Here is a 12,730-nt window from a genome sequence, read left to right on the forward strand (position 1 = left end):
GGCGTGGCGCCGCTGGTCAACATTGAAGGCCTCCGCGTCGCCTTTGGCGGCGTGCCGGTCCTGCGCGGCGTTGATCTCACTCTTGGCAAGGGCGAGGCCTTGGGCCTCGTCGGCGAGTCGGGCTCGGGCAAATCGGTGACCTGGCTCGCCGCGCTCGGCCTGCTTCCGCGGCATGCGAAGGTTTCGGGCTCGGTCAGCCTTGACGGGCGCGAGATCCTCGGCGCGCCGGCCTCCCTGCTCGACCAGATCAGGGGCGGGCGGGTCGCCATGATCTTCCAGGATCCGGCGAGCGCGCTTAATCCGGTGCTGACCATCCGCAAGCAGCTCTGCGAGGCGCTCGCCCTGCATCGCGATCTCTCGGGCAAGACGGTGAAGGCAGAGGCACTGCGCCTGCTCAATCTCGTCGGCATTCCCGATGCGGCGCGGCGGCTCGCCGCCTATCCGCATGAATTCTCCGGCGGTCAGGTCCAGCGCATCATGATCGCGATGGCGCTCGCCGGAAATCCCGATCTGCTGATCGCGGACGAGCCGACGACTGCGCTGGACGCCACCATCCAGGCGCAGATTTTGGAGCTGCTCTCCACCGTTCGCCGCGAGATGGGCATGGCAATGGTCCTGATCAGCCACGATCTCGGCGTCGTCGCCGAGAATTGCGACCGCGTCGCGGTGATGTATGCCGGCCGTATCGTCGAGCAGGCCCCCGCCAACCAGCTGTTCGCCGATCCCGTGCACCCCTATGCGCAGGGCCTGATCGGCGCGCTGCCGCCGCTCGACGGACCGCGCCGCCGTCTCACCGCCATTCCCGGCACCGTGCCCGATCCCGCGCACATGCCTCGCGGCTGCGCATTCGCGCCGCGCTGTGTGTTCGCGGCTGAACCGTGTGGTCTTGCGGCGCCAAGCCTGGCGCCCATTGCGGACGATCGCGCCGTTGCCTGCATCCGCGCCGAAGCCTCGCGCCGCGCGCTGCTCGGGATCGCCGCCGAATGAGTGCGCTGCTCGTCGAGGTGTCCTCGATCTCGCGCAGCTATTCCATGCGCTCCGGAATGTTCGGCCGCAGCACGGCTGTACATGCGGTCGACGGCGTGTCGCTGACGATCCCCAAGGGGGATACGCTGGGCCTCGTTGGCGAATCCGGCTCGGGCAAGTCGACGACGGGGCGCATCGTGCTCGGCCTCGAGCCGCCCGATCGCGGCGAGGTGCGGTTCGATGGCAAGCCGATGGCCATCCTGGGGACGCCGGCGTGGCGTGCACAGCGCGCGCGCATGCAGATGATCTTCCAAGACCCGCTGGGCGCATTGGACCGACGTTTGCCGGTGGCGACCCAGATCCGCGAGCCGCTCGACATTCACGGTCTCGGTGCGTCGGCCGAGCGCGAGGACCGGGTGCGCGAGTTGCTGCGCGCCGTCGAACTGACGCCGGCGCATGGCGGGCGTTATCCGGGCGCGCTCTCCGGAGGCCAGCGTCAGCGCATCGTGCTGGCGCGCGCGCTCGCGACAAAACCCGATTTCCTCGTCTGCGACGAGCCGGTCAGCGCGCTTGACGTCTCGATCCAGGCGCAGGTGGTGAATTTGCTGTGCGATCTCCAGGCGCAGCTTGGGCTCACGCTGCTGTTCATCAGCCACGATCTTCGCGTCGTCAGGCAGATCAGCAACGTCGTCGCCGTGATGTATCTCGGCCGCATCGTCGAGGTCGGCAGTGCCGACGATCTCTTTGCGCGCCCCGAGCATCCCTACACGCAGGCGCTGGTCTCGGCCTCGCCGGCGCCCGGCCGCCGTAGTGCGGGCCGGATCGTGCTCGCGGGCGATCCACCGAACCCGGCGGCGCGGCCGCAAGGCTGCGCCTTCCATCCGCGTTGCCCGCGCGCCATCGCGCGCTGCGCGAGCGAGGTGCCGGTCTTGTCCAGCGTGGGCGGTGGCCGGCAGGTCGCCTGCCATCTCGTGACGGGGCCGCGGGCCGAGACCCGGGACGCGGCATGATGGGACGCTATTTCGCCATTCGCATTGGACGCGCGGCACTGACGATCGTGCTCGTCGTCACCTTCGCTTTCGTCGTGCTGCGTTTGTCGGGCGATCCCGCGCTGATGATTTTGGGACCGGAGGCGCCGCCGGAAGTCCTCGCCGCCTTCCGCAAGGCCTGGGGCCTCGATGATCCCATCTGGTTCCAATATCTCGATTACTTCAGCGCCATCGTCAAGGGCGAGCTGGGCCGCTCCATGCGCGATGGTCGGCCCGCGATTGACCTCGTGCTGGAGCGGATTCCGGCGACGCTGGCGCTGACCTTGCCGGCCTTTGTGTTCAAGGTCGCGCTCGGCATTCCCGCCGGCATCTACGCGGCCCTTCATCGCGGCTCGGCGATCGATCGCGCCGTGATGATGACGGCGGTCGCCGGCTTCACCGTGCCGAGCTTTGTGCTCGCGCTGCTGCTGGTGCTGGTCTTCGCCGTGCAGCTCGGCTGGCTGCCATCGGGCGGGCAGGACAGCTGGCGTCATGCGATCCTGCCGATCGCGACGCTCAGCCTCGGCGGCGCCGCGGTGCTGGCGCGCTTTACGCGCAGCGCCATGCTGGAGGTGCTCGGCCAGCCCTATATCCGCACCGCCTCCGCCAAGGGCGTGCCGTGGCGTAAGGTGGTGACGTCGCATGCACTGCCGAACGCGGCGATCCCGACCGTCACGATTCTGGGCTTCATGGTGGGCACGCTGATAGCGGGCGCGGTCGTGGTCGAGAGCGTGTTCTCGTGGCCAGGGGTCGGGCGCCTGCTCGTCGTCGCGGTTGCCAACCGCGACCTCGCCGTCGTGCAATGCATCCTGTTGCTGGTGGCGCTGACCATGGTCAGTTCGAACCTGATCGTCGACTTCCTCTACGGCTTCCTCGATCCGCGCCTCCGGGCCAAGGGAGCGCATGCATGACCGACGCGACGTTGAAGGAATCGGCTGTCCGCCGCCGTATCAGCCTGCCGGCAATTCCGGTCTCGGTTGCGCTTGCGATCAGCTGGATCGTCGCGATGCTGGTGATCGCAGCCTTCGCCGAGAAGATCGCGCCGTACGGCTTCACCCAGCTCGACCTGCGCAACCGCCTCGCGGCACCCGGCAACGTCGCGCACTGGCTCGGCACCGACGAACTCGGCCGCGACGTGCTGTCGCGGCTGCTCGTTTCGATCCGCATCTCGCTGCTGATCGCGTTCGGCGCGACGGCGATCTCAGCGGTGGTCGGCACCACGCTCGGCTTCCTCGCCGCGCATTTCCGAGGGAGCATCGAGCAGCTCGTGCTGATGCTGACCGATTTCCAGGCCAGCATGCCGTTCCTGATCATGGCGCTCGCGGTGCTCGCCTTCTTCGGCAATTCGCTGCCGCTGCTGATCGGCCTGATGGGGCTGTTCGGCTGGGAGCGCTTTGCCCGTATCGCCCGAGGCCTTGCCATCTCCGCCAATGCGCAAGGCTACGCGGCCGCGGTCCGCCAGTTAGGGGCACGGCCTTCGCGGATTTACCTGCGGCACATCCTGCCCAATATCGCTTCCACCCTGATCGTCTCGACCACGCTGGTTTTCCCCGAGGTGATCCTGATGGAGTCAGGCCTGTCCTTCCTCGGCCTCGGCGTGCAGCCGCCGATGACCAGCCTCGGCAACATGGTCGGCTATGGCCGGGAGTACCTGACCCGGGCACCCTGGATCATGCTGGCGCCGGCGACCACCATCGTCGTCACCACGCTGGCAGTGTCCGTGATCGGCGACTGGCTGCGCGACCGATTGGATCCGACCCTGCAATAGGCCGCGCCGGGAGCAGGGGAGGCCTGCGGGAGGCCAATCCGGGCGGTTTCAGGGCAAGTTCCCGTTGCGCGCGCCCATCTCGTGCGCTATCCGGCCGGAAAGGCCTGAGGCGGCTCCTATTTTCCCGCCCGCCGGGCCGGCCAACCCGAGGACGGAAACCGCCATGCCAGCCTATCGCTCCCGCACCACCACCCACGGCCGCAACATGGCGGGCGCCCGCGGCCTCTGGCGCGCGACGGGTATGAAGGACGGCGATTTCGGCAAGCCGATCATCGCGGTCGTCAACTCCTTCACCCAGTTCGTGCCCGGCCACGTCCATCTGAAGGACCTCGGCCAACTCGTCGCCCGCGAGATCGAGCAGGCCGGCGGCGTCGCCAAGGAGTTCAACACCATCGCGGTCGATGACGGCATCGCCATGGGCCATGACGGCATGCTCTACAGCCTGCCGTCGCGCGAGCTGATCGCCGACAGCGTCGAGTACATGGCCAATGCGCACTGCGCCGACGGTCTCGTCTGCATCTCCAACTGCGACAAGATCACGCCCGGCATGCTGATGGCCGCGCTGCGGCTCAACATCCCCGCGGTGTTCGTCTCGGGCGGCCCGATGGAGGCCGGCAAGGTCAAGCTGCAGGGCAAGACCAAGGCCGTCGACCTCATCGACGCCATGGTGGCCGCGGCCGACTCCAAGGTCAGCGACGACGACGTCAAGGTGATCGAGCGCTCGGCGTGCCCGACCTGCGGCTCCTGCTCGGGCATGTTCACCGCCAACTCCATGAACTGCCTGACGGAGGCGCTTGGCCTCGCGCTGCCCGGCAACGGTACCGTGGTCGCGACCCATGCCGACCGCAAGCGCCTGTTCGTCGAGGCCGGCCACACCATCGTGGATCTCGTCCGCCGCTATTACGAGCAGGACGATGCCTCCGTGCTGCCGCGCAACGTCGCGAACTTCAAGGCGTTCGAGAATGCGATGACGCTCGACATCGCCATGGGTGGCTCGACCAACACCGTGCTGCATCTGCTTGCCGCGGCCCATGAGGGCGAGGTCAAGTTCACGATGCAGGACATCGACCGCCTGTCGCGCCGTGTGCCCGTGCTCTGCAAGGTCGCGCCGTCGGTCGCCGACGTGCATGTCGAGGACGTGCATCGCGCCGGCGGCATTTTGGGCATTCTGGGCGAGCTCGACCGCGCCGGCCTGATCGACACCTCGGTCTCGACCGTGCACGCGCCGACCATGAGCGAGGCGCTGGAGCGCTGGGACATCAAGCGCTCAAAGAGCGAGTCGGTGCGCACATTCTATCGCGCCTCGCCCGGCGGCATTCCGACTCAAGTCGCCTTCAGCCAGGAGCGCCGCTACGACGAGCTCGATGCCGATCGCGAGAAGGGTGTGGTGCGCGATCTCGCGCATGCCTTCAGCAAGGACGGCGGCCTTGCCGTGCTCTACGGCAACCTCGCGCAGGACGGCTGCATCGTGAAGACCGCCGGCGTCGATGCCTCGATCCTGAAATTCTCCGGCCCCGCGCGCGTGTTCGAAAGCCAGGACGCCGCCGTCGACGGCATTCTCGGTGGCAAGGTTGTCGCCGGCGAGATCGTGGTCATCATCTATGAAGGTCCGCGCGGCGGCCCCGGCATGCAGGAGATGCTGTATCCGACCAGCTATCTGAAATCGATGGGCCTCGGCAAAGCCTGCGCGCTCGTCACTGACGGACGCTTCTCCGGCGGCTCCTCGGGCCTGTCGATCGGCCATCTGTCGCCGGAAGCGGCAGAAGGCGGCAATATCGGTCTCGTGCGCACCGGCGACCGCATCGCCATCGACATTCCCAACCGCAGCATCAACCTCGAGATCTCCGACGAGGAGCTTGCGAGCCGTCGTGCCGCGGAGGAGGCGAAAGGCGATGCCGCCTGGCAGCCCGCCGCGCGCAAGCGCAACGTCTCGACCGCACTGCAGGCCTATGCTGCACTCACCACCAGCGCCGCGCGCGGCGCAGTGCGCGAGGTGAAGCGTCGCTCGAACTGAGCGTAGCGGCGTTCGCGCCCAGCGCGCGCATGGTCAACAAGTTCTGAACGGCCGGCGAAAGCCGGCCGTTCGCATTAAGGATGCCCCGACGAACTTCGGCAGACATGAATTTTGCGGCGTATACTGCGCGCGACCTTCGCAAATCCATTTCGGGCAACTGGGGCACCACAATAATGTCTCGTACTCTTGCTGTCGTTTTCTCAACAGTCGTCGCCGCGATTTCGATGACGGGCGCGGCTTCTGCCGGCTGCTACAATTGCTACGCGCCGCCGCAGCCGTGCACGACCTGCTATCAGCAGCAATACGTCGCGCCGCAATACCGCACCGTCGATGAGACCGTGATGGTGTCACCGGGCGCAACCGTCGCGCATCGCACGCCCGCGCAGTATCGCACCGTGATGGTGCCGCAGACCGTGATGGTGGCGCCCCCGAGCGTCCAGTACGAGCGCATCCCGCCGCAATACGCCACGCGCCAGCGCGTCGAGATGGTCTCGCCGGGCTATTCCTATTACGCGCCGGTGCAGATGGGCTGCGCGTCCTGCGGCTACTGAGCCGACGCAACAAAAGACCAGCGCAACAAACAGGCTTCGCGCGGTGCCCAAAAGGGCGCCGCGTTTTCTTTTGCGGGCGAAGCCAAACGAGGCCCGGACAGGGAGGCGTCTCCCGCCGGGCCTCGCGACCGGCAATGCCCTGGGCGGTGTCGCCGGTCCTGACCAAGGCTAGAGGATCAAACTGACGCGCGCCTGACAGGTCCTGTTCCTTCGAAAATGGAGCGCAGGCGGCGCGCGCTGGCCAACTTCGCGTTGCCTTGCGCCGCCGACTGCGTTAAGCGACAGCCGTTCCGGGTTTGGAAGGGTGGCCGAGTGGTTTAAGGCACCGGTCTTGAAAACCGGCGTGCCCGCAAGGGTACCGTGGGTTCGAATCCCACCCCTTCCGCCAATCTATCCGACCGGGGTATGTCAGTCGGGCCTTCCCGGCAGGTGATCGGTGAATCAGACGTTCAATCCGGCCGTGCTCGACAAGCTGAAGCTCCGTATTCAGGCGTTGCGCGCCAAAACCATCGCCAACGGCTGCACCGAGGACGAGGCGCTGTCGGCCGCCGCCAAGGTCGCCGAACTGCTGGATCGCCACGATTTGTCGCTCTCGGACGTCGAGCTGCGCGCGTCGCCGTGCGAACGGAGGGTCTACGAGACCCATCGCAAGAAGCGAATTCCCCTGGACGACTGCATCGGCGCGATCGCTCATTTCTGCGATTGTCGGGTCTGGCGCGAGAAGGACGCGGCCGGCGAGAGCAGCTATGTGTTCTTCGGTCTCGGCGCGGATGTCGAGGTCGCGCACTATCTGGCCGAATTGATCGACGGCGCCGTGCGCGCCGAGCTTGGCCGCTTCAAGACCTCGGTCGACTACGCCCGGTTCCGCCACCAGGAGCGGCATCTGGCCAATGCCTCCTTCGCGCTCGGGATGGTGGCGTCGATCGCGGACAGGCTGGTGGCGATCAAGGCCAGTCGCGATCAGGTCAACGAAGGCACGGGGCGCGAGCTGGTCGTCCTCAAGACCTCGGTGGTCGATGCAGAATTCGACAAGCTCGACCTCAAGCTCCGGACCCAGCGCAGCGGTGGCCGCATGGTGTCGATGGCGGCCTATGAAGCGGGCGGCGCCGCCGGAGCGACGCTGGCCATCAATCCCGGCCTTGGCGAGGCACAGTCACGGACCACTCCCAAGGGAAGCTGAACGCCTCGGGGAGGGGCGCGGCTCCAGCCGGAGCCCGCTATGGCTTGCGATCGAGTGGGGCTTCGAAGCGCCTCCGAAGGTCGGGCGGACCATGTCGGAGGAGCTGAGCGACTACTGCCAGCGTTACCGGATCAGTTACGACTGGATGCTCACCGGCTGCCTCAAGGGCTTGAAGCAAATGATGGACGAGCAACGCGGCCGGGCCGCCGCGGCATCGCCTGCAAGCCTCCAGGACGAGTTTGCGCGGCAGGCGGTAAACATGTGGCCCGCCAGCGTTAACGCCGGCGGGCCACCGCCCTGAAGCAGCACCCAAGGCGGCCTTCAAGGTCCGTCATTTCCGGATGTACGCTGTACGGCGCAAAAATGCGCCTTGCAGATTTGCGAAGACGCTATGGTATCGGATCAATCAGATCGCCGGTCATGGTACAGTTCACGATAATGTTCGCTTGAGCAGCGATATCAAAATCCACGTATGGAAATCGCCCTTGACCTATGAGCCAATGAATGTCGGATTCGAAGTTCGTCGTGGTAGCAGTGCCAACGGCTATGGGGCCGGGGACCGGCAGCGGCAGACTACGTGCGATGCCAAGGCCGCCATTGGTCGTCGCGATATGTAGCAAAGCCTGAAACAGAGTACTGGTGGTAGAAATGTTGCAATTTAGCTTGCGCAACATGACGAGCTTGTCTGTCGGGGTTTGAGAGAAATTGAGCCGACAGGTGGTAACGGTGCTGCAAAACACATCAGCAGTCTCGTCGTAATAGTTGCCGTAGCGAACTGGTGCTGCCGAAGAATTGCCGCCGGTGACGAGTGCGAAGCCGGCAAGCGCGAATAACAAAACATGCAACTGCATCTGAACCTCCAAAGTACGTTGCCGAAAGCTCGGGCTCCTCGGAGCCCAAAGGGCTTTATCGATTTGGATTGCCCAATATTCCCCGAGCTGTGAAAATATTATCGATTGGGAACAGTCGTGGAATCGGAACCATTCGAGATTGGCAAGCTAACGCATGGCGCGATTGAGCTCGTCTTTGGTGGTTCGGAACGCACGCGAGCTACCGCGCATCGCCACCGCCGGAGGCTGAAGCAGGGTCTGCCACTTAGATGGGCCTGTGCGACCGCTTGATCTCGAATCGGATTCCCAATCCGCGGCCAGCTAATCCCTGGTCACAATCTACAATTCAAAAAAACTTCCCGTCGGCTCACAAGGTCGGCGGGTTTTCTTTCCCGCTGCGCGAGTATCACATCCTGGCACAATGAACCTTAGCACGGGCTACGCTGACCAATTGGGCGCGGGGTTTTTCGCAGCACTATGCCGCCTGTATTTCAGATATGGAGGCTACTAAATGCATTTTTTTCGCTTCGCCAAATTCATTGCCCTGTTCATGCTGATGCTCGGTCTCGCTGCGCCAGCTTATGCGCAGAACAATAAGCCGATCCGATCAGGAACCTGGTATGAGGACCAAGCTAGCTTGGTCGGCGGCAGTTCGCAAACTCTCACCCTCGCGCAATCGCCGACGGACAAGTTTCTGAACATCACTCATGTCGCCTGCCTGATCTCCGTCCCAAACGGTCCCACGATTCAGCCCGTGATAGACGTTTTTCTTACCGTTGGATCGACATCTGGCGCGAACGATTTAGGCCGCAAACAGCACTTTCTCAACACGACCAATCAGGCATTCGTCAAAGCAGTTGCCTATTATACCATCATAACCGATGCGGTTTTCTTTAAAGTGGGTCCGGGACGATATCCATCGATACGCATCTCGACAGATACGGCGCAGACGCCGATTGCGTTAACCTCAGAATGCACGATCGTCGGAAACCTGACGGACGACTAGGGCGCCGGCATGGTGGAGGCCGCATCTCGTCCGGCCAGCGATCGGCGTCGAAGGCGATGTGATGCCGGGCCAAAGTCAAATTATCGATTAGTGGTGGTTTAGATCGCGCGCGAGCTACTGCGCGTCGTGGGAGTTGAAAACACAAGATCCACCGCGTGAAGCCTCACGGGTGGCGGTCAGGTCGGGCCGTGTCCTGCGGGGCAGGGGCATCTGTCGGCCGTGCCCGTTGCCGGAGGCCTGGCATTCCAAGCCTGGGGAGCGTGTCCTTGCGGGGCTCTGTGATCCAGGCGGACCGATCCTGCCTGCGATGTCCGGCTCCAGCAATGCACCGCTGCGGGCTGGTATCAACACGACGTCGCCGAGCTCCGGCTCAGTGAATTTCGTCTGTGCCCCGCGTCAGTCCGGCCAGCACCAGGAGGGCGAGGGCGGCAAGAATGACTGCCCCTGAAACGAGTAGTGCGGTCGTCATAGGCGACGGGTCTCGGTGCTTTGTGACCCTCAAAATGAATCACGGGGACTCGCCAAAAACCACCGTGGCTAGGACCGTAGATAACGGCTGAGGCAGACGAAAAATGACAGCAATTTCAAATTGGACAGGACACCCCTTCCGCCAAATCCCCATCTAGAGGCGGCCTTTGGTGTCCTAGTTTGTTCTGACAGGTATCCTATTTCGCAGAACAGGCGAGGAGACATTTTGACCCGCCTTTACCAACCTGCGGTAGCTCGATAATGATCTTCCCGTTCAGTCTCTGGGGGAATCATGAAGCACGTTATTACTTTGGCTATATGTTTAGTCGCGTCCCCGGCCTTGGCAGCGCCACCGTATGCCTGCCACCATGACCCGGTCTGCCAAGCGAAGCGTGACGGCATTTCGGTTGGGGAGGCCAAGCGGCGTGACACTCAACGTAGCGATAGCTCTCCACATGCTTTGGCCTGCATGAAGAAGTACGGCTTCACCTTGGCCGAGTGGCACGCATACACGGTTCCCGCATCAAAAGCCGAACCTTATCGTAGATGCAGAGACGGCAGTGGATAGGAAACTAACGAGAGGCCGCCCCAGTTGGCGGCCTTTTCATTTGCGGCTCATCGCAAGACTGCCGTCCATGCGTGGCGGGATCAGCCTGATTGGACGGCGAGGAAGCATGCAGCGTGGGCGAGAGAGTGTTGGTGCGGAAAGACCGCGATCCTTCTCTGTAGCGGCCAAGAGAGCAAGCCTCTTGGGAGCTAGCCGAGCTCGGACCTAGCTGCGATTACGCCGCTTGCAAATGAAAGAGGCCGCCCAACCAAGGCGACCTTTTTAGAAGCTCTGAATGAGCGAATAAGCGAGAGCCGTCGAAAGAACGCTCAATCCAACGATAGCAACTTTAAAAATGAGGACTGCAGTCATGCTGTGCCTCCGTCTTTGCAAATCAGTTGAAGGCTACGCTTTTAATTTCAGATGACAAGCAACCGTAGATTCCATGTGCGGACTCAGTTCAATCACGATGTCGCTGACCTAACACGATTGTGTCGACCCTCAAGCAGGGTGTGCATCTGTAGGCATATACGGCGGGTAGATTTGCAATTTCTGGGAGTGCCGCAAGGTACTCCATGGGCCGCCTGCATTCCTTGCAAATTAGCGTGGGTGGGTTGTCCCGCGTCATCGCCGGCACAGTAGGTTTCGAGGATGGCGGGTGCACCTCCGTTCTAATACTGGCGATTATCGGAATTCGGCAGGCCTCGATGTGTCCGTTTGAGTACGCATCCCAATACTCTACGCGGCGCCATTGCCTCCTGCTCTGGACTCAGATTTCTTCATTGGAGCCGGAATTGCTTCTATGGGGACTAGCGTGCACGGCGAAGCCGGATGCATAGTTTGCTGCCAACCTAGAGTGCTTAAGGCACTTTTTCCGGTGGCTGAAGGAGTCGAGCTAAAGCTATATGAATGTGCCAGCTGCGCTAGCAGCATGTGGCTCGTTACCAGAGCGTCAAGATTATTCGCGCCAAAGGCAAGCCCTCTTCCTAGAACGAACTTCACGACGATCGATGCTGCCTTAAAGGCCTCTGTCTTGCGTGCTGATGGATCAAAGCTCAAGAGCCCGCCGGAAGGATCGAACGGCACGTCACCTGGGAAATTTACGCGGAGTGCTTCAACGCCAAGCGACTCCCGTCACAAGACCCCAGTTGCCACTGACGTTCGTGCGGCGCCAACGCGGCGTTCGCATCGGCCTTAGAGCGGCGTGGGCGTCCGCGTAGCGTGAATACGACGAACACCCGCCGGTATGCGAGGATAATGGAGTCGTGGGTTCCTTGGCGATCCCGCCGCGAAATGCGGCTGCGGCACTCAGTGGCAGCTTGGAGCACCGCCGGCCCCGACGCACCCGGACGTCGACCAGCGCGATGCGATCTTTCATCGCGGATCGGCAACGCGTAACGTGATACGCATGGCATCGAGAAACCCGCCGGCTCGCAGGCCGGCGCGTTCTCGTCATCGGAGCTGGCGGCACAAGCCAGCGGGAAAAGGACCCGCCCCCGGAGTCTTTGGGAAGAACGGAGGGAGCGTCGTCGCACCCAACGCACTATGAAGGTACCCGAAGGCGGGGCCGCAAAGGACTTAAGTTATACCAACGGAGGACGACTGAAATACGTTCGCCGTTCTCCGCCAACGAGCTTAGCCACTCTCATTCAGGAGCTCAAGCTCGCGCGCGGCTTGAGGCCGCGCTGCCCGCATTTGACTTCGCCGGAACGGCCGCGCCTAGCGGCGTCGTTCCTGCAACTTCTTGGTCCCGGGCTGGGGCTGCTGCTGCAATCCCACGCGCGGGTTGATGTTGCACGTGGTGTTCCACCGGCCGTATGCCGAAGCCATGCATTGCTCCCGGGTCTCGTACATGCACTCGCCGGGCCAGCCGAGATCGTCGCCAACGACACACCAGGGATAATCGCGATCTGCGTGCGCAGCAGGCAGGGATCCCAAGAGGATCAACAGGGCCAGGACTGTGGTGGGCATCTCAATTCTCCGGATATGACTCTCAAAGAGAGCCTAGCGGGGCCGAAGCCAAACAGCAGGTCTAACCTTGGTTCCTGTGGCCCGCAGCTCACCCGAGCGGCCGGAGCACGTCAAATCACACCCGCGCCATTTGCCTATCCGGCAGCCAGGATCTGTCGGCTCCGAAAGATCCGCTCGACCAGGTAGCAGAGAAACGAAAACCAGCCCACGTTACCGGTCGCCACAAATTTGGACTGGCGATCGCGCGAGCAGGGTTGCCGATCCGGAGTGGCAAGCTGTCGTGGCTCATCTCAGATCGCACAGGAATCGGTCGTGGTGACAGTGCTGGACTGCACCCCTGAAGTGAGACACGATAATTTCAGTGACAGGCATTCCGAGGATGACCTGTGGCAGGACAAGGA

The 12,730-nt window shown here is 63.3% G+C and carries 11 protein-coding genes and 1 tRNA gene; 10 read left to right on the plus strand and 2 right to left on the minus strand.

Features of this window, described 5'->3' with window-relative positions; translation table 11 throughout:
* Positions 1-3: 3 nt before the first annotated feature.
* The 9 genes from JQ587_RS06410 to JQ587_RS06450 all read left to right on the plus strand — a co-directional run bounded on the left by JQ587_RS06410 (position 4) and on the right by JQ587_RS06450 (position 7,808).
* Entirely contained in the window at positions 4-987 is a 984-nt protein-coding gene (locus tag JQ587_RS06410) for an ABC transporter ATP-binding protein (protein ID WP_212424727.1), read from the plus strand.
* On the plus strand, positions 984-1,976 hold the full coding sequence (locus JQ587_RS06415) for an ABC transporter ATP-binding protein (RefSeq protein WP_212424728.1): 993 nt from the start codon (positions 984-986) through the stop codon (positions 1,974-1,976). Before JQ587_RS06410 ends, JQ587_RS06415 begins: the two co-directional genes overlap by 4 nt.
* Entirely contained in the window at positions 1,976-2,905 is a 930-nt protein-coding gene (locus JQ587_RS06420; protein WP_212424756.1) for an ABC transporter permease, read from the plus strand. The genes JQ587_RS06415 and JQ587_RS06420 overlap by 1 nt, the downstream gene beginning before the upstream one ends.
* The gene (locus JQ587_RS06425) at positions 2,902-3,762 is read left to right on the plus strand and encodes an ABC transporter permease (protein ID WP_212424729.1); all 861 of its coding nucleotides are present in this window, start codon (positions 2,902-2,904) and stop codon (positions 3,760-3,762) included. Before JQ587_RS06420 ends, JQ587_RS06425 begins: the two co-directional genes overlap by 4 nt.
* 163 nt (positions 3,763-3,925) lie before the next feature.
* Positions 3,926-5,776: a dihydroxy-acid dehydratase gene (gene ilvD, locus JQ587_RS06430; RefSeq protein WP_212424730.1), complete on the plus strand. Its 1,851-nt coding sequence runs from the start codon at positions 3,926-3,928 to the stop codon at positions 5,774-5,776.
* A 224-nt stretch (positions 5,777-6,000) separates the two neighbouring features.
* A complete protein-coding gene (locus JQ587_RS06435; RefSeq protein WP_212302292.1) occupies positions 6,001-6,327 on the plus strand; it encodes a hypothetical protein in 327 nt (108 codons plus the stop codon).
* 298 nt (positions 6,328-6,625) lie between these two features.
* Positions 6,626-6,715, plus strand: a tRNA-Ser gene (locus tag JQ587_RS06440).
* Between the two features lie 48 nt (positions 6,716-6,763).
* On the plus strand, positions 6,764-7,507 hold the full coding sequence (locus JQ587_RS06445) for a DUF7168 domain-containing protein (RefSeq protein WP_212424731.1): 744 nt from the start codon (positions 6,764-6,766) through the stop codon (positions 7,505-7,507).
* Positions 7,508-7,598: 91 nt separating this feature from the next.
* Entirely contained in the window at positions 7,599-7,808 is a 210-nt protein-coding gene (locus tag JQ587_RS06450; protein WP_212424732.1) for a hypothetical protein, read from the plus strand.
* 88 nt (positions 7,809-7,896) lie between these two features.
* Here the strand turns inward: JQ587_RS06450 and JQ587_RS06455 are convergent, their stop codons facing one another.
* On the minus strand, positions 7,897-8,358 hold the full coding sequence (locus JQ587_RS06455) for a hypothetical protein (protein WP_212424733.1): 462 nt from the start codon (positions 8,356-8,358) through the stop codon (positions 7,897-7,899).
* 490 nt (positions 8,359-8,848) lie between these two features.
* Here JQ587_RS06455 and JQ587_RS06460 point away from each other — a divergent pair, with 490 nt between their 5' ends.
* Positions 8,849-9,343: a hypothetical protein gene (locus JQ587_RS06460; protein ID WP_212424734.1), complete on the plus strand. Its 495-nt coding sequence runs from the start codon at positions 8,849-8,851 to the stop codon at positions 9,341-9,343.
* A 2,734-nt stretch (positions 9,344-12,077) separates the two neighbouring features.
* Here the strand turns inward: JQ587_RS06460 and JQ587_RS06465 are convergent.
* The gene (locus JQ587_RS06465; protein ID WP_212424735.1) at positions 12,078-12,329 is read right to left on the minus strand and encodes a DUF3551 domain-containing protein; all 252 of its coding nucleotides are present in this window, start codon (positions 12,327-12,329) and stop codon (positions 12,078-12,080) included.
* Between the last annotated feature and the right edge of the window lie 401 nt (positions 12,330-12,730).

The sequence above is a fragment of the Bradyrhizobium manausense genome, assembly GCF_018130615.1.
Classification (GTDB): Bacteria; Pseudomonadota; Alphaproteobacteria; order Rhizobiales; family Xanthobacteraceae; genus Bradyrhizobium; species Bradyrhizobium manausense_A.

Bases quoted from the DNA above. Each gene is read 5' to 3' on its own strand.
- JQ587_RS06460 (WP_212424734.1), top strand. From the start codon at position 8,849: ATGCATTTTTTTCGCTTCGCCAAATTCATTGCCCTGTTCATGCTGATG.
- ilvD (WP_212424730.1), top strand. From the start codon at position 3,926: ATGCCAGCCTATCGCTCCCGCACCACCACCCACGGCCGCAACATGGCG.
- JQ587_RS06420 (WP_212424756.1), top strand. From the start codon at position 1,976: ATGGGACGCTATTTCGCCATTCGCATTGGACGCGCGGCACTGACGATC.
- JQ587_RS06450 (WP_212424732.1), top strand. From the start codon at position 7,599: ATGTCGGAGGAGCTGAGCGACTACTGCCAGCGTTACCGGATCAGTTAC.
- JQ587_RS06435 (WP_212302292.1), top strand. From the start codon at position 6,001: ATGACGGGCGCGGCTTCTGCCGGCTGCTACAATTGCTACGCGCCGCCG.
- JQ587_RS06425 (WP_212424729.1), top strand. From the start codon at position 2,902: ATGACCGACGCGACGTTGAAGGAATCGGCTGTCCGCCGCCGTATCAGC.
- JQ587_RS06415 (WP_212424728.1), top strand. From the start codon at position 984: ATGAGTGCGCTGCTCGTCGAGGTGTCCTCGATCTCGCGCAGCTATTCC.
- JQ587_RS06455 (WP_212424733.1), bottom strand. From the start codon at position 8,358: ATGCAGTTGCATGTTTTGTTATTCGCGCTTGCCGGCTTCGCACTCGTC.
- JQ587_RS06465 (WP_212424735.1), bottom strand. From the start codon at position 12,329: ATGCCCACCACAGTCCTGGCCCTGTTGATCCTCTTGGGATCCCTGCCT.